14 protein-coding genes are annotated in these 19,543 nt (G+C 71.8%); 9 read left to right on the plus strand and 5 right to left on the minus strand.

The window, feature by feature from the left end:
- Nucleotides 1–150 precede the first annotated feature (150 nt).
- The 9 genes from VQ03_RS10370 to VQ03_RS10410 all read left to right on the plus strand — a co-directional run bounded on the left by VQ03_RS10370 (nucleotide 151) and on the right by VQ03_RS10410 (nucleotide 15,201).
- Nucleotides 151–600 carry a chemotaxis protein CheW gene (locus VQ03_RS10370; protein ID WP_280948484.1) on the plus strand — a complete coding sequence of 150 codons (450 nt, stop codon included), beginning with the start codon at nucleotides 151–153 and terminating at the stop codon, nucleotides 598–600.
- Between the two features lie 30 nt (nucleotides 601–630).
- The gene (locus VQ03_RS10375) at nucleotides 631–2,307 is read left to right on the plus strand and encodes a methyl-accepting chemotaxis protein (protein WP_048450802.1); all 1,677 of its coding nucleotides are present in this window, start codon (nucleotides 631–633) and stop codon (nucleotides 2,305–2,307) included.
- Between the two features lie 24 nt (nucleotides 2,308–2,331).
- The gene (locus VQ03_RS10380; protein WP_048450803.1) at nucleotides 2,332–4,623 is read left to right on the plus strand and encodes a hybrid sensor histidine kinase/response regulator; all 2,292 of its coding nucleotides are present in this window, start codon (nucleotides 2,332–2,334) and stop codon (nucleotides 4,621–4,623) included.
- A gap of 17 nt (nucleotides 4,624–4,640) precedes the next feature.
- Complete coding sequence (gene cheB, locus VQ03_RS10385; protein ID WP_048450804.1) at nucleotides 4,641–5,693, plus strand: chemotaxis-specific protein-glutamate methyltransferase CheB; 1,053 nt, start codon at nucleotides 4,641–4,643, stop codon at nucleotides 5,691–5,693.
- An 8-nt stretch (nucleotides 5,694–5,701) separates the two neighbouring features.
- Nucleotides 5,702–7,543, plus strand: coding sequence for a response regulator (locus VQ03_RS10390; RefSeq protein ID WP_048450812.1), 1,842 nt, complete (start codon nucleotides 5,702–5,704; stop codon nucleotides 7,541–7,543).
- Nucleotides 7,540–9,456: a response regulator gene (locus tag VQ03_RS10395; RefSeq protein ID WP_048450805.1), complete on the plus strand. Its 1,917-nt coding sequence runs from the start codon at nucleotides 7,540–7,542 to the stop codon at nucleotides 9,454–9,456. The genes VQ03_RS10390 and VQ03_RS10395 overlap by 4 nt, the downstream gene beginning before the upstream one ends.
- Nucleotides 9,457–9,680: 224 nt before the next feature.
- On the plus strand, nucleotides 9,681–10,907 hold the full coding sequence (locus VQ03_RS10400) for an efflux RND transporter periplasmic adaptor subunit (RefSeq protein ID WP_048450813.1): 1,227 nt from the start codon (nucleotides 9,681–9,683) through the stop codon (nucleotides 10,905–10,907).
- Nucleotides 10,908–10,954: 47 nt separating this feature from the next.
- Nucleotides 10,955–14,128: an efflux RND transporter permease subunit gene (locus VQ03_RS10405; protein ID WP_048450806.1), complete on the plus strand. Its 3,174-nt coding sequence runs from the start codon at nucleotides 10,955–10,957 to the stop codon at nucleotides 14,126–14,128.
- A 134-nt stretch (nucleotides 14,129–14,262) separates the two neighbouring features.
- Entirely contained in the window at nucleotides 14,263–15,201 is a 939-nt protein-coding gene (locus tag VQ03_RS10410; protein WP_048450807.1) for an AraC family transcriptional regulator, read from the plus strand.
- 37 nt (nucleotides 15,202–15,238) lie between these two features.
- Here the strand turns inward: VQ03_RS10410 and VQ03_RS10415 are convergent, their stop codons facing one another.
- The 5 genes from VQ03_RS10415 to VQ03_RS10435 all read right to left on the minus strand — a co-directional run.
- The gene (locus VQ03_RS10415) at nucleotides 15,239–16,510 is read right to left on the minus strand and encodes an aspartate aminotransferase type Ic (protein WP_048450808.1); all 1,272 of its coding nucleotides are present in this window, start codon (nucleotides 16,508–16,510) and stop codon (nucleotides 15,239–15,241) included.
- 128 nt (nucleotides 16,511–16,638) lie between these two features.
- Nucleotides 16,639–16,902 (minus strand): PepSY domain-containing protein, encoded by a 264-nt coding sequence (locus tag VQ03_RS10420; protein ID WP_048450814.1) that lies wholly within the window; start codon nucleotides 16,900–16,902, stop codon nucleotides 16,639–16,641.
- Between the two features lie 137 nt (nucleotides 16,903–17,039).
- The gene (gene rplQ, locus VQ03_RS10425) at nucleotides 17,040–17,462 is read right to left on the minus strand and encodes a 50S ribosomal protein L17 (protein ID WP_048450809.1); all 423 of its coding nucleotides are present in this window, start codon (nucleotides 17,460–17,462) and stop codon (nucleotides 17,040–17,042) included.
- A gap of 148 nt (nucleotides 17,463–17,610) precedes the next feature.
- On the minus strand, nucleotides 17,611–18,648 hold the full coding sequence (locus tag VQ03_RS10430; RefSeq protein WP_425350054.1) for a DNA-directed RNA polymerase subunit alpha: 1,038 nt from the start codon (nucleotides 18,646–18,648) through the stop codon (nucleotides 17,611–17,613).
- A 98-nt stretch (nucleotides 18,649–18,746) separates the two neighbouring features.
- Nucleotides 18,747–19,543, minus strand: a 797-nt coding sequence (locus tag VQ03_RS10435; protein ID WP_048450811.1) for an MBL fold metallo-hydrolase, incomplete at its 5' end; no start/stop codon positions are given.

Raw genomic sequence — 19,543 nt, forward strand, 5'->3', positions numbered from 1 at the left:
GCCCGCGCCCCCCCCCCCCCCCCCCCCCCCGGGCCCCACCGCGCAGCGGGCGCGGCCGGCCCCCCCGCCGGCGGGGGGGACATCGGGGCCCCCCCCCCCCCCCGCCCCCCCCCCCGGGGCGCGGCGGGGGGGGGGGGGGCGAGCCGGTCCCTGCTCGTCTGCCGCGCCGGTGCCGAGACGGTCGGCCTGCCCCTCGAGGGCGTCGCCGAGGTGTTCCGGTTCCGTCCCTGCACGCCGGTGCCGGGGGCGCCGGCGGCGCTCGTCGGCCTCACCGGGCGGGGCGGGATCCTCGTCAGCGTGGTCGATCTCGCGACGGCCCTGGGCACGGCGCCGGCGCCCCCGGCGGGTGCGGACGGCCAGGGCCCGGGCCATGTCGTGGTCCTGCGCCGGGACGGCCCGCGGATCGGGCTCAGGGTCGAGCGCGTCCTCGCCGTGGCCGAGGCCGCGGTCGAGACCTCGGCCGAAGGGCTGGGCAGACGGGCGGTGGCGGGCTATGCCCGCGCCGCCGCGCAGGGTGTCGACGAGCCCGGCTTCGCGGTGATCGACCTCGCCTCTCTCCTGGCGCCGCTCCTCGCGGCCGGCCGTCCCGGCCCGGCCTGATCCCGTCATCCAGCGAAAGAGAACTCACGCGTGTCGCTCTCGATCGGGAACCGCATCCTCCTCGGCTTCGCCGCCGTCGTCCTGGTGATCGTGGCGCTCGGCGTCTACGCGGTCGGCCAGATCGGCGAGGTGCGCAACGCCACCGACACCATCGTCACCCGCGACCTGACGGTGATGCATCAGCTCGAGAACATCCGCGAGGCGCAGCGCCGGATGAGCGACCTGCGCGACGAGGCGGCCACCCGCTACTATCTCCGCGCCCTCGGCCGCGAGGTGACCTCCAAGGAGGAGCCGACGGTGACCTGGCGGCGCATCGCCGCCTCCGCCGAGACCGCGCTCGCCGGCGCGGTCACGACCGCCAACGAGTACCGGGCCAACTCGCTCTCGCCCGACCGCGCCGCCGCCTGGCAGCGCATCGCCGAGCTTCTGGTCGCGGCCGGCGCCGAGTTGCGCACCACCCGCACCGCCACCGAGCGCCAGTTCGAGGCGATCACGGCCGGCGACGTACCGGGCATCCAGGCGGCCGAGAACGCCCTCGACCAGTCGGGCGAGAACTTCGTGCGCACCATGGGGGCGGCGCGCGAGGCCCTCGACGGGGCGATCACCGCCGGCCAGCGCCGGGTCGGGGCGATCTACGAGGAGAGTCGGCTCTCGACGCTGGCGGCGCTCGCGGCCTGCGTCGTGATGGCCCTCGTCATCACGGTGCTGATCCGGCGCTCGGTGGTGCAGCCCCTCGACGCCGTGATGGTCTTCGTCGGCAAGGTCGGCGGCGGCGACCTCACCGGCCGCATCGCCGAGAGCAGCCGCGACGAGCTCGGCCGCCTCGGCGGCGTGCTCAACCAGATGGTCGAGGGCCTGCGCCAGCTGGCGAACCAGAACCGCGCCTCGACCTCGAACCTCAACGCGGCCGCCGCCGAGATCCGCGCCTCGGCCCAGGAGCAGGCGGCGAGCGTCGAGGAGCAGTTCGCCGCCGTGCAGGAGACGGCCGCGACCGTCGACGAGATCACCCATGCGGGCGCCCAGATCGGCAAGCGGGCGCAGGAGGTGATCGCGACCGCCCAGGCCACCGCCCAGACCTCGAGCGCGGGGCTTCGCGCCGTCGACGAGACCGCCCGCGCCATGGACGCGATCCGCGAGCAGAGCGAGGCCGTGGCGGAGAACATCGTGGCCTTGAGCGAGAAGACGCAGGCGATCGGCGAGATCATCGCCACCGTGAACGACGTCTCGGAGCGCACGCACCTGCTGGCGCTCAACGCCGCCATCGAGGCGGCGGCGGCGGGCGAGAGCGGCCGCAGCTTCGCGGTGGTGGCCTCCGAGATGAAGGCGCTGGCCGACCAAGCCAAGGAGGCGACCGCCCAGGTGCGGGCCATCCTCGGCGACATCCAGCGCGGCATCAACGCCTCGGTGATGCTGACCGAGGAGGCGGTCAAGCGCGTGGCCATCGGCAAGGAGCGCACCGACACCACCCACGCGACGATCGAGGAGATCACCGCCCGGGTGCAGGAGAGCGTGCAGACCTTCCAGCAGATCGTCGCCTCGACCAACCAGCAGCAGCTCGGCATCGAGCAGGTGATGGGCGCGCTCCAGAACATCCGCCAGGCGAGCCAGCAGACCGCCGCCGGCACCCGCCAGGTCGAGGCCGCCGCCGCCAACCTGAGCGAGCTGGCCAGCGCCCTCCTGGCGCTCGCCGAGCGCTACCGGCTCTGACGGACGGGACATCGCCTCTCTCCGATGGATGACATCCGCCAGCTCCTCCTCGCGGCCTTCGATGCCGAGCACCGCGAGCACCTCGCGGCGATCCGGGCGGCCCTCGCCGCGGCCGAGGCGGGCCGGCCCGCGGACTGGAACGACGTCTTCCGCCGCGCCCACAGCCTGAAGGGGGCGGCCCGGGCGGTCGACCTGCCGGCGGTGGAGGAGGTCGCCCATCGGCTCGAGGCCCTGTTCGACCGGGTGGTGCAGGGCCGCACCGGCCTCGACCGGGCCACGTCCGGGGTGGTCGACCTCGCCCTCGACCGGATCGAGGGGCTGGTCGCGGGCCTGCCCAAGAATCCGGAGCCGGCGGCGCCGGCCGACGCGGTCGCGGCGCTCGACGCCTGCCTGTCCGGCGCGCCGATCCCGGCGGCCGGACCGGAAGCCAAGCCGGACATCGATCGGGACGCCGGGCCCGAGCCGGCGCCGGAGCGCCCCGCCGAGCCGGCGCCGCAGGCACAGGACAACGCCGTCGCCTATCTGCGCATCGCCAGCGATCAGGTCGAGAACCTGTCGAAGGCGGTGCACGACCTCACCGCCGTGCTCCAGGGCCAGGAGGCGATCGGGGGCGCGGTGGCGGGCCTCGAATCCGGTGCGCGGGCCCTGCGTCGCAGCGTCGACACGGTGCAGGGGCGCACCGGCGAGATGGTGGCCCTCGCCCGCCGCCTGCGGGAGGCCGGCGACCCGGCGGGCATCGCCCTCGACGGCTTCGTCGACCGGGTGCGCCGCCTCGACGGCGACCTGCGGGCGGTGATCCGCGGCATCTCGGGCCTCGCCCGGGTGCAGAGCCGCAGCACCGGCGCGGTCGATTCCGCCCTGCGGCGCCTGCGCGACGATGCCGACCGGCTGCTCCTGGTCCCGGCCGAGACGGTCTTCGGCGGCTATGGCCGGATGGTGCGGGAGATCGCCCGCGAGGCCGGCCTTCCGATCGAGGTGCGGCTGCACGGCCTCGACCTCCAGGTCGATCGCGGCCTGCTCCAGGCCCTCAAGGACCCGGTGCTGCATGCCCTGCGCAACACGATCAGCCACGGCGCGGAAAGCCCCGGGGCCCGCCGGGCGGCGGGGAAGCCCGAGGCGCTCTCCGTCACCCTGTCGGTCGCCACGAAGGGCAGCCAGCTCGTGGTGACGATCCGCGACGACGGGCGCGGCCCGGACCTCGCCCGCATCCTCGAGACCGGACGGCGCCAGGGGCTGGTGGCGCCGGGGGCCGAGCCCGGCCCGGAGGACATTCTCGAACTGGTCTTCGCACCGGGCTTCTCCACGGCGGCCTCCGTCGACCGGATCGCGGGGCGCGGCATGGGGCTGTCGGTGGTGGCGGAGGCCGCGCGCTCCCTGCGCGGCCGGGCCACCTTGCGGCCGGCACGGCCCTCCGGCGCGGAGGTGACCATCACGGTGCCGCTCTCCGCGGCGCGCCAGCCGGTGCTGCTCGTCGAGGCGGCCCTGCGGCCTGGGGACGCCCCCCAGACCTTCGGCCTGCCGAGCGGCGCGGTCGCCGGGCTGCTCCGCCTCACCGAGCGCGACCTCGCGTCCGTGGCGGGCGAGCCGGCGGCGCGGATCAAGCAGGGGGGACGGGACGTTGTCGTCCCACTCGTCCCCCTCGCGTCGCTCCTCGGATCCGGTGTCGCCCCCCTTCCCCTCCGTGACGGCCTGGTCCGCGCCGTCCTCCTGCGCTGCGGCACCGCCCAGTGCGCCATCGCCGTCGACCGCTTGCTCGACGTGCGGGTGCTCCTCGTCGGCCCGGCCCCGCCGCTCGGCGGAGACCCCACGCTGATGTCCGGCACCATCATGCTCGCCGACGAGACCCCCGCCCTGGTGCTCGACCCCGAGGGCCTCTGCGCCCGTGCCCGCGCCGGCGGGCTGGTGGCCGCCCCGGCGGCGGCGGCGCCCGGGCGGCGGGCGAAGCGCGTCCCGACCGTGCTGGTGGTCGACGATTCGATCACCACCCGCACCCTGGAGAAGAGCATCCTGGAGGCGCATGGCTACCGGGTCTTCGTCTGCGTCGACGGCCAGGACGCCCTCGACCGGCTGCGCCGGGACGGGGCGGACGTGGATCTCGTGGTCGCCGACGTGGAGATGCCGCGCCTCGACGGGTTCGGCCTGCTCCAGGCGGTCAAGGCCGATCCGGGCTTGACGCGGCTGCCGGTGATCCTGATGACCTCCCGCGGCGATCCCGCCGACATCCGCCGGGGCCTCGATCTCGGGGCCGACGCCTACATCACCAAGCAGAAGTTCGACCAGCGCGAGCTTCTCGACACGATCGGTCAGCTGCTGTGAGCACCCCCGTCCGCGTCATGCTGGTGGAGGATTCGCTGGTGGTGCGCCAGCTCCTCGCCCACATCGTCAGCCGCGACCCGCGTCTGGCCCTCGTCGCCGCGGTCGATTCCGGCGAGGAGGCGCTGCGGGAGATCCACCGGATCCAGCCGGACGTGATCTCCATGGATATCCGCCTGCCGGGCATCGACGGGCTGGAGACCACGCGGCGGATCATGGCCGAGCGGCCGACCCCGATCGTGGTCGTGGCCGACGCGATCGAGGATTCCTCGCTCAAGATCTCGATGAACGCCCTGCGGGCCGGCGCCTTGAGCGTGGTCGAGAAGCCGGTCGGCACCGGGCACCGCGCCTACGAGGCGATCGCCGACCAGATCTGCACGCAGTTGCGCATCATGAGCCAGGTGCCGGTGATCCGGCGCCGGCCGATCGGCGCCGAGCGCCTGGCGCGCAGCGTTGCCCCCCGCGAGGACTTCCGCGGGGCGATCCCGGCGACGCAGGCCCCGAGCGTGCTGGCGGTGGCCGCCTCGACCGGCGGGCCGCCGGCCTTCGCCAAGCTGCTCGGCGCCCTGCCGGCGGACTTCCCGCTCCCGGTCCTGCTCGTCCAGCACATGGGCGCGGCCTTCATGGAGGGCTTCGCCGACTGGCTGAATGGCGTCGTGCCGCTCACCGTCGTCATCGCCGCCGAAGGCGTGCGGCCCCTCCCCGGCCACGTCTACGTCGCGCCGGGCGACCGGCACCTGACGCTGGGGCCCGGCGGGCTGCTCACCCTCCTCGACGAGCCGCCGGTCGGCGGGCAGCGCCCCTCGGCCACGACGCTGTTCCGCTCCGTCGCCCGTCATGCCGGGCCGCGGGGCCTCGGCGTGCTCCTCACCGGGATGGGCGAGGACGGCGCCGCCGGCCTCCTCGACATGCACCTCGCCGGGGCCGCCACCATCGCCGAGCACGAGAGCTCGGCCGTCGTCTACGGCATGCCGGCGGCGGCCGTGCGCCTCAAGGCGGCGGGCAGCGTGCTCCCCCTCGACCTGATCGCGCCGCGGATCCTGCGGGCGGCGCAGCCTGGCCTCTCGGCGTGACGGCGCCGATGCCCGCGCCGGCGCGCCCGCCCCGCATCCTGCTGGTCGAGGATTCGGAGACCCAGGCGCTGCAATTGCGGCTGTTCCTGGAGCGCAACGGCTTCTCGGTGACGCGCCACGCCACGGCGGAAGCGGCGCTGGAGGCGATGAACCACGGCCTGCCGGACCTCGTGGTGGCCGATTACCACCTGCCGGGGATGAACGGCGACGAGCTGACCCGGCAGATGCGCCTCGCCATGCGCACCCGGGCGACGCCGGTCCTGATGCTGACCGAGGCGAGCGGCCGCGACTTCGAGCGCCAGGGCCTGGAGAGCGGCGCCGACGCCTACGTGCCGAAATCCGCCGACCGCGACCTCCTGCTCCTGCGCATCCGGGCGCTCCTGCGCGAGCGCGCCGCCGTTCCGGCGGACGAGCCGGGCCGCCAGGCGAGCTTCCGCCGCGCCCGCATCCTCGTCGTCGACGGCAGCGCCACCTTCCGGGCCTACCTCGCGGCCCTGCTGGCGCAGGAGGGCCACGAGGTCGTCACCGCCGACGGGCCCGACCAAGCGATGGCGGCCCTGGAGGCCCCGGGCGAGGGCTTCGACTGCGTCACGGTCGATCTCCTGGGAACGGGCTTCGACGCCATCGCCCTCTGCCGCCGGATCGCCGCCTTGCGGGGCGCCGCCACGGTGGCGGGTGCGCCGGGCTTCTACCTCGTCGGCATCGGCTCCGCCGCCGCCTCCGGTAAGGCCCTGCTCGTCGAGGCCTTCTCGGCCGGGGCGGACGACGTGGTCGCCAAGGACGTGACGGCCCGGGACCCGGCCACCAGGGATTCCGGCTCCAGGGATCCCAGCCCCAAGGATCCCGGCTCCAAGGATCCCGGCTCCAAGGATCCCAGCCCAAGGGATCCCAGCCCCAGGGGGGCGGATGCCGACCTCCTGGCGATCCGGGTGCGCACGCTGGTGCGCCGCAAGCTCCTGGAGGAGGACGACCGCCGCGTCGCCGACGAGGTGCGCCGCCACGCGCTCGCCGCCGAGCGTGCGAAGGCCGAGGCCACCGCCGCCGAGGCGAAGGCGGCCCTGGCCGGCGCGCTGGCGCAGGCCAACCACGACCTCGAACAGGCCAATCACCGCCTCAAGGACACGCAGGCCAAGCTCGTCCAGGCCGCCAAGATGGCCTCGCTGGGCGAGCTGGTCGCCGGCATCGCCCACGAGATCAACAACCCGCTCGCCTTCATCCTGGCCCATCAGGGCACGGTCGAGCGGCTGATCGGCGAGGTCGCGACCGCGGCGCCGGAGGACGCCCCCTTCCGCCGCGCCCTCGACAAGGCCCGCGACCGGGTCGGCTCGATGCGCCTCGGGCTGTCCCGCATCCAGGATCTCGTGGTCAACCTGCGCAAGTTCTCGCGCCTCGACGAGGGCGAGATGCAGACCGTCAACGTGCCGGACGCGATCGAGAACGTGCTGGCGCTGATCCAGCACAAGCTCGGCAGCCGCATCGCGGTACGCAAGGACTTCGCCGGCGCGTCCGAGATCCGCTGCTCCCCGGCCCTGCTCAACCAGGTGGTGATGAACATCCTCGGCAATGCCGCCGACGCGATTCCCGGCGACGGCACGATCACGATCGAGACCGCGATCCGCGACGACCACGACGTGATCCGGATCTGCGACACCGGCCCGGGCGTGCCGGAGTCCTTACGCGAGCGGATCTTCGAGCCGTTCTTCACGACGAAGCCGGTCGGATCCGGCACCGGACTCGGCCTCGCCATTGCCTACAGCGTCGTGCAGGCGCATAGCGGACAGATCTCGGTCGAATCCGCGCCGGAAGGAGGGGCCTGCTTCGTGATCAGCATTCCGCGGCGGGCCGCATGACCGTGGGCGCGATGGGCGAGGCGATGAATCCGGCCGTGCGCGGCACGATCCTGGCGGTCGACGACGAGCCGGACATCCTGGTCGCCCTCGAGGATCTGCTCGAGGACGAGTTCCGGGTGCTGACCACCAGCCGGCCGGCCGAGGCCCTGGAGCTGATCGCCGCCGAGCCCGACATCGACGTCATCCTGTCCGACCAGCGCATGCCGGGACTGACCGGCGACGCCCTGCTGGCCCAGGCCCGGGAGATCTCGGACGCGCAGGCGATCCTGCTCACCGGCTACGCCGACATCTCGGCGGTGGTCTCGGCCCTCAATCGCGGTGGCATCACCGGCTACGTCACCAAGCCGTGGGACCCGTCGCTCCTGCGCAACGCGGTGCGGGGCGCCTACGAGCGCCATCGCCTCGCTCGCGAGCTCGCCACCGAGCGCGCCCTGCTGCGCGGCCTCCTCGACCATGCCGGCGACGCGATCGCCTTCAAGGATACCGACGGGCGCTACCTGCGCCTCAACGCCCGCATGGCGAGGCGCCTTGGCGCGCCCTCGGTCGAGGCCTGCCTCGGCCGCCGCGAATCCGAGTTCGCCGTGTCCGGGAGCGAGGCCGCCGAGGCGGCCGACCGGGCCGCCATCGCGTCCGGTGCGCCGACCGAGACCGTCACGGGCGGCGCCGAGCCGGCGCAGGCGCCGAGCGGGGAAACCTGGAGCCAGGTCACCCGGGTTCCGATCCGCGACCCCGCCGGGGCGGTCGTCCACCTCGCGGTGATCGAGCGCGACATCACCGAGCAGCGCCTTTTGGAGATGCGGCTGCGCCAGGCCGACAAGATGCAGGCACTCGGCACCCTGGCAGGCGGTGTCGCGCACGACTTCAACAACCTGCTCACCGCGATCCTCGGCAGCCTGGAACTGGCCCTGCCGAAGGTGGCGGGCGATGCCCGCCTGTCGCGCCTGATGACCAACGCCACCCAGGCGGCGCAGCGCGGCGCGGCGCTGACCAAGCGCCTGCTCACCTTCAGCCACCGCCGCGACCTCCAGGCCCGCGTCATCGACCTCAACGGCGTGATCCAGGGCATGGACGACCTGCTCGGGCGCAGCCTCGGCGGCTTCGTGCAGGTCGAGCGCGATCTCAGTCCCGACCTCTGGCCCGCCAAGGTCGATCCGGACCAGCTCGAGCTCGCGATCCTCAACCTCTGCATCAACGGCCGCGACGCGATGCCGGAGGGGGGCGTCGTCGCGCTCTCGACCCGGAACGAGACGGTGAGAGGCAGCACCGACCCGAACCTGAAGGACGGCGACTACGCGGTGATCGCGATCCGCGACACCGGCACCGGCATCGCCCCGGAGATCCTGGGGAGGGTGTTCGAGCCGTTCTTCACCACCAAGGGCGTCGGCCAGGGCACGGGCCTCGGCCTCGCCATGGTGTTCGGCCTCGTGCAGCAATCCGGCGGCACGATCCGGATCGACAGCGAGGTCGGCCACGGGACCACGGTCCTGCTCTACCTGCCCCGCTCCCGCGAGGCGGTCGAGACGGCGCCGGCCGCCAGGAGCGCCCCGGCCCCGGCCCCGCGCCGGGCCCGCATCCTCGTGGTCGACGACGACCCCCAGGTCCGCCACGTCACCGCCTCGTTCCTCAACGGCTTCGGCTACGACGAGGCCGAGGTGCCGAGCGGCGAGGCGGCACTGGAGCGCCTCGACGCGGAGCGGTTCGACCTCGTCGTCGCCGACCTGGCGATGCCGGGCATGAGCGGCCTCGATCTCGCCGAGGCGGTGCGCATGCGCTGGCCCGCCCTGCCGTTCCTGCTCGTCACCGGCCATGCCGAGGCGGCCCGCATCCCGGCGGATTTCGCGGTGCTGGAGAAGCCCTTCCTCTCCGCCGACCTGGCGGCCCGGGTCGCGACCCTGCTCGCTCCGGAAGGCTAAGCCGAGTGTCGGGCCAAACCTCGGCCTGGCACGCGCCCGATCTAAGACGGTCGAGCTAGTGCGGCCGAGTGTATCGCCGGCGGCACAGCGGTCCCGGAACTGTTCGGGCCCGATCTTCATTCACGCTTGCGTCAGCAAAATTCGCTAAGTGTTGCCCGCGCGTTGCCGATCGGTCATCCCGTCGTGTTACCGCAGCGCGCCCGCCGACGAAGAGTGTGACGATCATGCCCCGGACGCTGAGACCGATCAGCCAAGTCGTCCTCCTGGCCGTCGTGGCCGCCGGAGCGGTCGTCGCCTATCCGTATTTGCGCCCAGGCCACCGCCAGGAGCCGATCACCGCCTTCGCGGACGTGCCGGCCCGGCCGGCCGCCGGCAAGGCCTTCACCCTCACCGCGTCCCAGCTCGCCACGGTGTCGAGCGAGCCGGTGGTCAAGCGCCAGTTCTTCGAGGAGATCGCCACCGAGGGCAAGATCGGGGTCGACGAGTACCAGGCGACGCCGGTCTTCTCGCCCTATCCCGGCCGGGTCATCGCGATCTTCGCCCGCGCCGGCGACCAGGTGAAACGCGGCGAGCCGCTGTTCTCGCTCCAGGCCAACGAGATGGTGCAGGCGCAGAACGACTACCTCGCCGCCCTCAACGTTCTCAACAAGAGCCGCTCGCAGCTCGCCTTCGCGCAGGCCGCCGAGAAGCGGCAGCGCGACCTGTTCGAGACCCGCGCCACCACCTTGCGCGATCTCCAGGTCGCCCAGAACGATCTCGCCAGCGCCACCAACGACAACCGCACCGCCGAGGTCGGGCTCGAGGCGGTGCGCAACCGCCTGCGCATCCTGGGGCTGCGCGACGAGGAGATGGCGGCCCTGCAGAAGGGCTCGGCGATCAACCCGAACACCCCGATCAACGCGCCGCTCAGCGGCACCATCATCCAGCGCAAGATCGGCCCGGGCCAGTATGTCGGCTCGAGCGGCGAGCCGTCCTACATCATCGGCGACCTGTCGAAGGTCTGGCTGGTGGCGCAGCTGCGCGAGGCCGATGCCGGCAAGGTCGAGATGAACGAGAAGGTCACCTTCCGGGTGCCGGCCCATCCGGAGCGCACCTTCGAGGGACGAATCAACTACATCGGCACCTCGGTCGACCCGACGACCCGGCGCATCACCGTGCGGGCCGAGATCGACAACCGCCAAGGGCTGCTCAAGCCCGAGATGTATGCCAGCGTCCGCATCATCAACGAGCGCGAGAGCCTGTCCCACGCCGTGCCCCGGGCCGCGGTGATCCTGGAGGGCAACAAGGCCAGCGTCTGGGTGCTCAAGCCCGACAACTCCGTCGAGAGCCGGCCGGTCAGGGCCGGCATCGTCGACGGCTCGACCGTCGAGATCCTCGACGGGCTCCGGGAAGGCGAGCGGGTGATCTCCCGCGGCTCGCTCTTCATCGACCGGATGTCGACCCAGAGCTGACGCGCCCTCGTCCTCCCCTTCGATCCCACATCTTCGGATACACGGCCATGACCGGCATCGTCGGCCTCGCCCTGCGCCAGCGCGCCCTCGTCGTCCTGGCCTTCGTGGCCTTGATGGTCGGCGGGCTCGCGGCGTTCCAGAGCCTCAACATCGAGGCCTATCCCGACCCGACGCCGCCGATGGTGAACGTCATCACCCAGGCGCCGGGCCTCTCGGGCGAGGAGATCGAGCGCTACATCACGGTGCCGATCGAGGTCATCACCTCGGGCCTGCCGGACCTGAAGCAGGTCCGCACCGTCTCGCTCTACGGCCTGTCCGACGTGAAGCTGCAATTCGGCTTCGCCAACAGCTACCGCGAGGCCGAGCAACAGGTGCTCAACCGGCTCGCCCAGCTCGACACCCTGCCGAACGGCGCCAAGCCGACGATCTCGCCGGTGAGCCCGATCGGCGAGATCTTCCGCTACAAGCTCGTCGCCCCGGAGGGCTATAGCGTCCTCGACCTGAAGACGCTCCAGGACTGGGTGCTACGCAAGCGCTTCCGCGCCGTGCCGGGCGTCATCGACGTGATCGGCTGGGGCGGCAAGACCAAGACCTTCGAGATCGGCGTCGATCTCGACCGGCTGATGGCGCATGGCCTGACCCTGTCGGGCGTGGTCAAGACCCTCAACGACAGCAACCTCAATGTCGGCGGCAACCGCATCACCTTGGGCAGCCAATCCGCGGTGGTGCGCGGGGTCGGCCTGATCCGCTCGGTCGACGATATCGGCGAGACGGTGCTGGCGCAGTCGGGCGGTGCCCCGGTGCTGGTGAAGGATGTGGCCACCATCACCATCGGCCACCAGCCGCGGCTCGGCATCGCCGGGATGAACGAGGACGACGACATCGTCCAGGGCATCGTGCTGATGCGCCGCGGCGAGCGCTCGACACCGTCGATCGAGGCGGTGAAGGCCGAGGTGGCGAAGATCGAGGCCGCCGGCATCCTGCCGCCGGGCGTGCGGATCGAGCGCATCTACGACCGCGCCGACCTCATCGCCGTCACCACCCACACCGTCCTGCACAACATGCTGGTCGGGATCCTGCTGATCCTGGTGGTGCAGTGGCTCTTCCTCGGCAACCTGAGGAGCGCGCTCATCGTCGTGGCGACGATCCCCTTCGCGCTGTTCTTCGCCGTCATCATCCTGGTGGTGCGCGGCGAATCCGCCAACCTCCTGTCGGTCGGCGCCCTCGATTTCGGCCTGATCGTCGACGGCACGGTCATCATGGTCGAGGCGATCTTCCGCCGCCTCTCCGGCCACGGCCCGCCGCTGGCGCCCGGCCTTGCCGGCGCCAAGGGCATGCCGCGCAAGCTCGGGCTGATCGCGCTCGCCTCCTCCGACGTCAGCCGCTCGATCGTCTTCGCGGCGGTCATCATCGTCACCGGCTTCCTGCCGCTCTTCACGCTGTCGGGCGTCGAGGGCAACATCTTCGGGCCGATGGCCCAGACCTACGCCTATGCGCTGGCGGGCGGCCTGATCGCCACCTTCACGGTGACGCCGGTCCTCTCGGCCTACCTGCTGCCCGAGCACATCAACGAGGTCGAGACGATCCTGGTCCGGACCCTCGACCGGCTCTACCGGCCGGTGATCCAGGCGGCTCTCGCCCACCGCACCCTGACGCTCGGCCTCGCCGCGCTCCTCGGCCTCGGCGTGGCGGTGGAGGGGCGCAATCTCGGTCTCGAATTCCTGCCCAAGCTGGAAGAGGGCAATCTCTGGATCCGCGCCACCATGCCGGCGACGATCTCGCTGGAAGAGGGCAACCTCTACGTCAACCGGATCCGCCGGGTGATCGCCGAGGTGCCGGAGGTCGAACGGGTGGTCTCGCAGCACGGCCGGCCCGACGACGGCACCGACGCCGCCGGGTTCTTCAACGGCGAGTTCTTCGCGCCCCTGAAAGCCGCCGAACAATGGCGCGAGGGCGTGACCAAGGATGCGATGACCGGCGCCCTGCTGGAGCGGCTGCGCACCGAGTTCCCGGGCGTCGAGTTCAACCTGTCGCAATACCTTCAGGACAACGTCGCCGAGGCGGTCTCCGGCATCAAGGGCGAGAACTCGTTCAAGGTGTTCGGGCCCGACCTGCAGACCCTCACCGACGTGGCGCGCCAGGTCGAGGCGGTGCTGAAGCGGGTTCCCGGCGTCACCGATCTCGGCGTCTTCACTTCGCTCGGCCAGCCGACGGTCCAGATCAACGTCGACCGGGTGCGCGCCGCCCGCTACGGCCTCACCCCCGGCGACATCAACACCACGGTGCGCACCGCCATCGGCGGCGATTCGGCGGGCGAGCTCTACGACACCGGCAGCGAGCGTCACTACCCGATCGTCGTGCGGCTGGCCTCGCAGTACCGCCAGAGCGTCCGCGCCATCCGCGAATTGCGCATCGCCGGCCAGAACCAGAACGGGGTGAACGTCCAGATTCCGCTCAGTGCCGTCGCCGACGTCGAGCTGGTCTCGGGGCCCGCCTACATCTACCGCGAGGGCCAGGAGCGCTACCTGCCGGTGAAGTTCAGCGTGCGCGACCGCGACCTCGGCAGCACCATCATCGAGGCCCGCGAGCGCGTCGCCCAAGAGGTCAAGCTGCCGCCCGACTACCGGCTCGAACTGGTCGGCGAGTTCAACAACATGCAGGGTGCGCTCGCCCGCCTCTCCGTCACGGTGCCGCTGGCGATCCTGCTGATCGCCGTGCTGCTCTTCGTGAATTTCGGCTCGGTGATCGACACGCTGCTCGCGCTCAGCGTGATCCCGATGGCCGCGGCCGGCGGCGTCGTGGCGCTCGCCGTCACCGAGACCCCGTTCAGCGTCTCGGCGGCGATCGGCTTCATCGCGCTCTTAGGGATCGCCGTGATGGACGGCATCATCGTGCTCACCCACTACAACGCGCTGCTCGCCCGCGGCGAGGCCCGGGCCGAGGCGATGCTGCGCACCTGCACCACCCAGATGCGCCCGGTGGTGATGACCTGCGTCGTCGCCGGCGTCGGCCTGCTGCCGGCCGCCTTCTCGGCCGGCGTCGGATCGCAGGTGCAGAAGCCCCTGGCGCTCGTGGTGGTCGGCGGGATGAGCCTGGCGCCGATCCTGATCCTCATCATCCTGCCGGTGCTGACGCTGCTGTTCTCGCGGCGGCGGCCCGCCCCCGCTCACGTCGCGGCGGAGCCGGGCGCGCCGACACCGGCCGGGGCGGCGATGCATTGACGAGGCCGCCCCATCGCCCCTGCCGGATGAACGAGTCCGGGCGGCGGGCGGTCGGCGAGTGTGTCCCGAATGACGCTGGCCTGCCGCGCGATAAAAGCTAACATCGTGCGGAGCCCCGATCAGCGAACCCGTCCGTGAGCGTCGTCCCCCGGTCCCTCTTCACCACGGACACCTTGCCCGAGCGCGACCGTTTCGACGCGTGGCGCACCCTGTTCTCCGCCCATAGCCTCGATGCCGACCCGGTCGGGTTCTCCGGCAGCATCGAGACGGTTCTGGTCGGCGCGATGGCCCTGCGCGTCATGAACGCCGCGCCCCAAGGTCCCGCCCGGTCCCGCTCCCAGATCCGGCGCGACGGCCAGGACGGCTTCATCCTGCATCTGAGCCGGCACGCCTACAGCGTGGAGACGGAACGCGGCGTCGTCGACGTTCCGGCCGGCGCGGTCAGCCTCAACGACCTGTCGCAGCCCTATCGCCGCAGCCGGGCGCCCGAGACGGGCTCGCTGATCCTGGCGCTGCCGCGGTCGTCCGTCACCTCCGTGCTGCCCGACGAGGAGGCGTTGCACGGGTTGATCCTGCATGGCGGAGCCGGCCATCTCCTGGCCGACCACATCCGGAGCCTGGCGGCGAACAGCCACGCGATCACCACGTTGGACGCGGCCCATATCGCCCAGGCGACGCTCCATATGGTTGCGGCCTGCGCGCGCCCGAGCCTGGAGGCGGCGGCCATCGCGAGCGCGCCGCTCGATGCCGCCCGGCTCAGGACCGCCCGGCAATTCCTCCGCGGCCATCTCTCGACGCCGCTCCGGGTCGACGCGATGGCGAAGGCGCTCGGCATGTCGCGCTCGCAGCTCTACCGCCTGTTCGCGCCGGAGGGCGGGATCGCCCGCTCCCTCGCGCGTCAGCGCCTCGCAGCGATCCGGGCGGCGCTCGACGATCCGCTGGAGCGGCGGTCCATCGGCGAGATCGGGGAGACCTACGGATTCGGCAACGGCGCGGTCCTCAGCCGCGCGTTCCGGCAAGCCTATGGCGTGAGCCCGCGCGATTACCGGGCGGGCGGCGGCGGGACCGCGTGAGCCACGCCGCCGGGACCGGAACCGATACCGCCCGGGATTACGCCTCGACGCGCCCGCTTCCCCCATTCTCACGGCTCTCCGCCGCCGCCAGCAGCACGCAGGTCGCCACGACCTCGGCCGCGGCCTCGACCTCGGCGAGCTTCGGATAGGACGGGGCGAGGCGCAGCAGGCGGTCCTGCGGGTCGCGGCCATACGGGTGGGTGGCGCCGGCCGGCGTCAGCGCCAGGCCGCAGGCGGCGGCGAGCTTGACGACGCGGGTGGCGCAGCCCTCCGGCACTTCGAGCAGGATGAAGTAGCCACCCTCCGGCTCGCTCCAGCGCGCGACGCCGGTGCCGCCGAGATGGCGGGCCAAGGTCTCGGTGACGGCGCGGAACTTCGGCGCCAGCAGCCGGCGGTGACCGTCCATCAGGGCGTCGAGCCCGGCCTGATCGCGCAGGAAGCGACTATGGCGCAGCTGGTTGAGCTTGTCCGGCCCGATGCTGCGCTTGCCGGCATTGGCCAGATACCAGCGGATATTCGCCTCGGACGAAGCCAGCATGGCGAGGCCCGCACCCGCCAGCGTCACCTTCGAGGTCGAGGCGAAGACGACCGCCCGGTCCGGGTGACCGGCCTCGGCGCAGGCCTCCAGGATGTTACGGAGCCGGGGCCGCCGCTCGGTCAGGTGGTGCAGCGCGTAGGCATTGTCCCAGAACAGCCGGAAGTCCGGGGCACCGGCCGCCATCTGGGCGAGCCGCTCGACCGTGGCATCGGAATAGGTCTCACCACCAGGGTTCGAATATTGCGGCACCGCCCACAGCCCCTTCACCCGGGGATCGCGGACCTCCCGCTCCACCACGTCCATGTCCGGGCCGTCTGCGGTCATCGGGACCGGAATCATGCCGATGCCATAGGTCTCGCACAGGGCGAAGTGGCGGTCGTAGCCGGGCACCGGGCACAGGAAGCGGATCTCCTCCTCCTTCGACCACGGCCGCGCGCCGCCGGGAACGCCCTTGAGCAGCGCGTAGACGATGCAGTCGTGCATGAGCGCGAGGCTCGAATTATTGCCCACGGCGATCCGCTCCGGCGGGGCGCCGAGCACCGGCGAGAACAGCGCCCGCACCTCGGCAAGGCCTTGCACGCCGCCGTAATTGCGCGCGTCCTCGCCGGTCTCGGTGCGGTGGTCGCGGTTGCCCGGCAGGGTCGACAGCCCTTCCGACAGGTCGAGCTGCTCGGGCGAGGGCTTGCCGCGGGTCATGTCGAGCTTGAGGCCGCGCTCCTGCAGAGCGGCGTAGCGGGCCTGGAGGTCGGCAAGGGCGGGAATCGCGGTCATGGGAGTGATTTCGCTGGTGGACGAGAAGCGCGCCACCTTTGCGCCTCCCGCCCGCCGGAATCCAGCACCTTCCCGGCGAAGTCCGGGCGATTCCCACCACGCTCGCTGGCTTGGCTGGCTTGGCCCGCTTACTTGCCGGCCTTCTCCGACAGGATGGCGCCGGTGCGCGGATCGGCCTTGAACTTCATCGGCTTGCCGTCCTTCATCCCCTCCCCTTCCCAGTGGCCGTCATCGGCCTCGATCTCGGAGATCTGGGTATAGCCGGCGGCCTCGACCTTCTGGATCACCTGGCCGATCGGCATCCAGTCGGCGCCGACCTTGTCGGCGAGCGCGCCGGCGGCGCTGCCGGCGAGGAACAGGGCGGCGAGGGCCGGAACGGTCAGCTTGCTCATCATCGGTGTCTCCTTGAAACGGCAGGTACCGCAGGGAGATCGTATGTCGGCCCCTCGGGTTCCGGTCAGCCGGCTTCTCGGCAAAAGAAAAGGCGGCCCTCACGGGCCGCCCTCGAAGGCCATCGATCGCCTGCGGATTACTCCGCGGGGGTCTCGTCGGCCACCTGGACCGGGCCGGAATCCTTGCCGCGGGCGTCGACGTCGCGATCGACGAACTCGATCACCGCCATCGGGGCGTTGTCGCCGTAGCGGAAGCCCGCCTTCATGATGCGGCAATAGCCGCCCGGGCGGCCCTGGTAGCGCGGCCCGAGCACGTCGAACAGCTTCTTGACCATCACCTCGTCGCCGCGAAGCGCCGCGATCGCCTGACGGCGGGCGTGCAGGTCGCCGCGCTTGCCGAGGGTGATCAGCTTCTCGACCACGGGACGCAGGTCCTTGGCCTTCGGCAGGGTGGTGATGATCTGCTCGTGCTTGATCAGCGCGGCCGACATGTTCGAGAACATCGCCTTGCGATGCTCGACGGTGCGGTTGAAACGGCGACCCCGGAAACCGTGACGCATGGCTCTCTCCTTTGGTTCTCGGCCGCCGTGCCACGGGTCGGCCGTCCTTTCTGGTGTGAGGGCAGAATTCTCCGCCACTCCCGATGCGCCGCGGATCGAGGCGCATCGGGAGTGGCGGCGCGGGATGAACCCGCGCCGCGAGACAGGCTCAGTAGTGCTCTTCGAAGCGCTTGGCCAGGTCCTCGATGTTCTCCGGCGGCCAGCCGGGCACGTCCATGCCGAGGTGCAGGCCCATCGCGGCCAGCACTTCCTTGATCTCGTTGAGCGACTTGCGGCCGAAGTTCGGGGTGCGCAGCATCTCCGCTTCGGTCTTCTGGATGAGATCGCCGATATAGACGATGTTGTCGTTCTTGAGGCAGTTGGCCGAGCGGACCGACAGTTCGAGCTCGTCGACCTTCTTGAGCAGGGCCGGGTTGAAGGGCAGCTGCGGCGCCAGCGGCGCGGCCTCTTCCTTGCGGGGCTCCTCGAAGTTGACGAAGATCTGGAGCTGGTCCTGGATGATGCGGGCCGCGTAGGCGAGCGCATCCTCGGGCGAGACCGCACCGTTGGTCTCGACCGTCATGGTCAGCTTGTCCTTGTCGAGATCCTGGCCCTCGCGGGTGTTCTCGATGCGGTAGGACACCTTGGTGACCGGCGAGAACAGCGCGTCGACCGGGATCAGGCCGATCGGCGCGTCCTCGGGCCGGTTACGCTCGGCCGGGACGTAGCCCTTGCCGGACGACACGGTGAACTCCATGCGGATCTCGGCCCCGTCGTCCAGGGTGCAGAGCACCAGGTCGGGGTTGAGGATCTGCACGTCGCCGATCGTCGCGATGTCACCCGCCGTGACCAGGCCCGGGCCGGTCTTGCGCAGGGTCATGCGCTTGGGCGTGTCGCTCGACGAGCGGATCGCGATCGTCTTGATGTTGAGGACGATGTCGGTGACGTCCTCGCGCACGCCCGGGATCGAGGAGAACTCGTGCAGCACGCCGTCGATATGGACCGAGGTGACCGCCGCGCCCTGGAGCGAGGAGAGGAGCACCCGGCGCAGGGAGTTGCCGAGGGTGGTGCCGAAGCCGCGCTCCAGCGGCTCGGCCACGACGGTGGCGATCCGCTTCGGGTCGTGCCCGGGGGTGACCTCGAGCTTGTTCGGCTTGATCAGCTCTTGCCAGTTCTTCTGAATGACCACGTTCGCACCTCTCGCCAACTTACATCGGGGCAGCCTTGAGGGCCCTCCCCTGCGGTTCCTCCCGCGCCTGGGAGACACCGCCGTCCTGATCTCTCACGCGTTCGAAGCAGGGGCGGTCAGGACGCCGCGCTCCACTGCTCCGGAACCCAGGCAAAGCCGGCGCCGTCGCGCCGGACCGAGCCGAGGGCCGGAAACTCGAGATGCATCCCGGCGACCAGGCTGCGATCCGCCACCGCCTGATCGAGGATGCGCTTGCGCGTGGCGGCGGCCAACGCGCCGTCCACGTCGAAGGACAGGAATGCCTCCGGCCGGGCGAACTGGATCGCCGGCAGGTGCACCACGTCGCCCCAGATCAGCAGGCTCGTCTCGCCCGACTGGACCCGGTAGGCGGTGTGGCCGGGCGTGTGGCCGGGCGCCAGGATCGCCTCGATCCCCGGCAGCACCTCGCCTTCCCCGGCCCGTCGGATCCGCTCGCCATAGGCAGCCGCGAGGCCTTGAGCCCGGCGGAATCCCGCCTTCGCCCGCTCCGGCGCCCGATCCTCCGCCCCGTCGGCGAACCAGTAGGCGGCCTCCGCCTCCGGGATCACCACCTCCGCATTCGGGAACAGAGCGGAGCCGTCAGGCCCCGTCAGCCCGCCGATATGGTCGGAATGCAGGTGGGTCACCAGCACGGTGCCGACGGCTCCCGGCGCCACGCCGCAGGCGTCGAGCGCCTTCGGCAGATGCCCGAGAGAGGCTGGCCCACCCGCCCCCCTCCCGGCATCGACCAGGACGGGAGCCGGCCCGCCGAGAACCAGGAAGGCGTTGACGGAGATCCGCGGCGCTTGCGGAGAGCGGAACCCCTCCACCTGCAGCCGGGCGGCCTCGTCGGCTGGGATGCCCTGCCCCAGCCCGCTCGCGGCCTCGGGATGAA

The organism is Methylobacterium tarhaniae, from assembly GCF_001043955.1.
GTDB classification, from domain to species: domain Bacteria; phylum Pseudomonadota; class Alphaproteobacteria; order Rhizobiales; family Beijerinckiaceae; genus Methylobacterium; species Methylobacterium tarhaniae.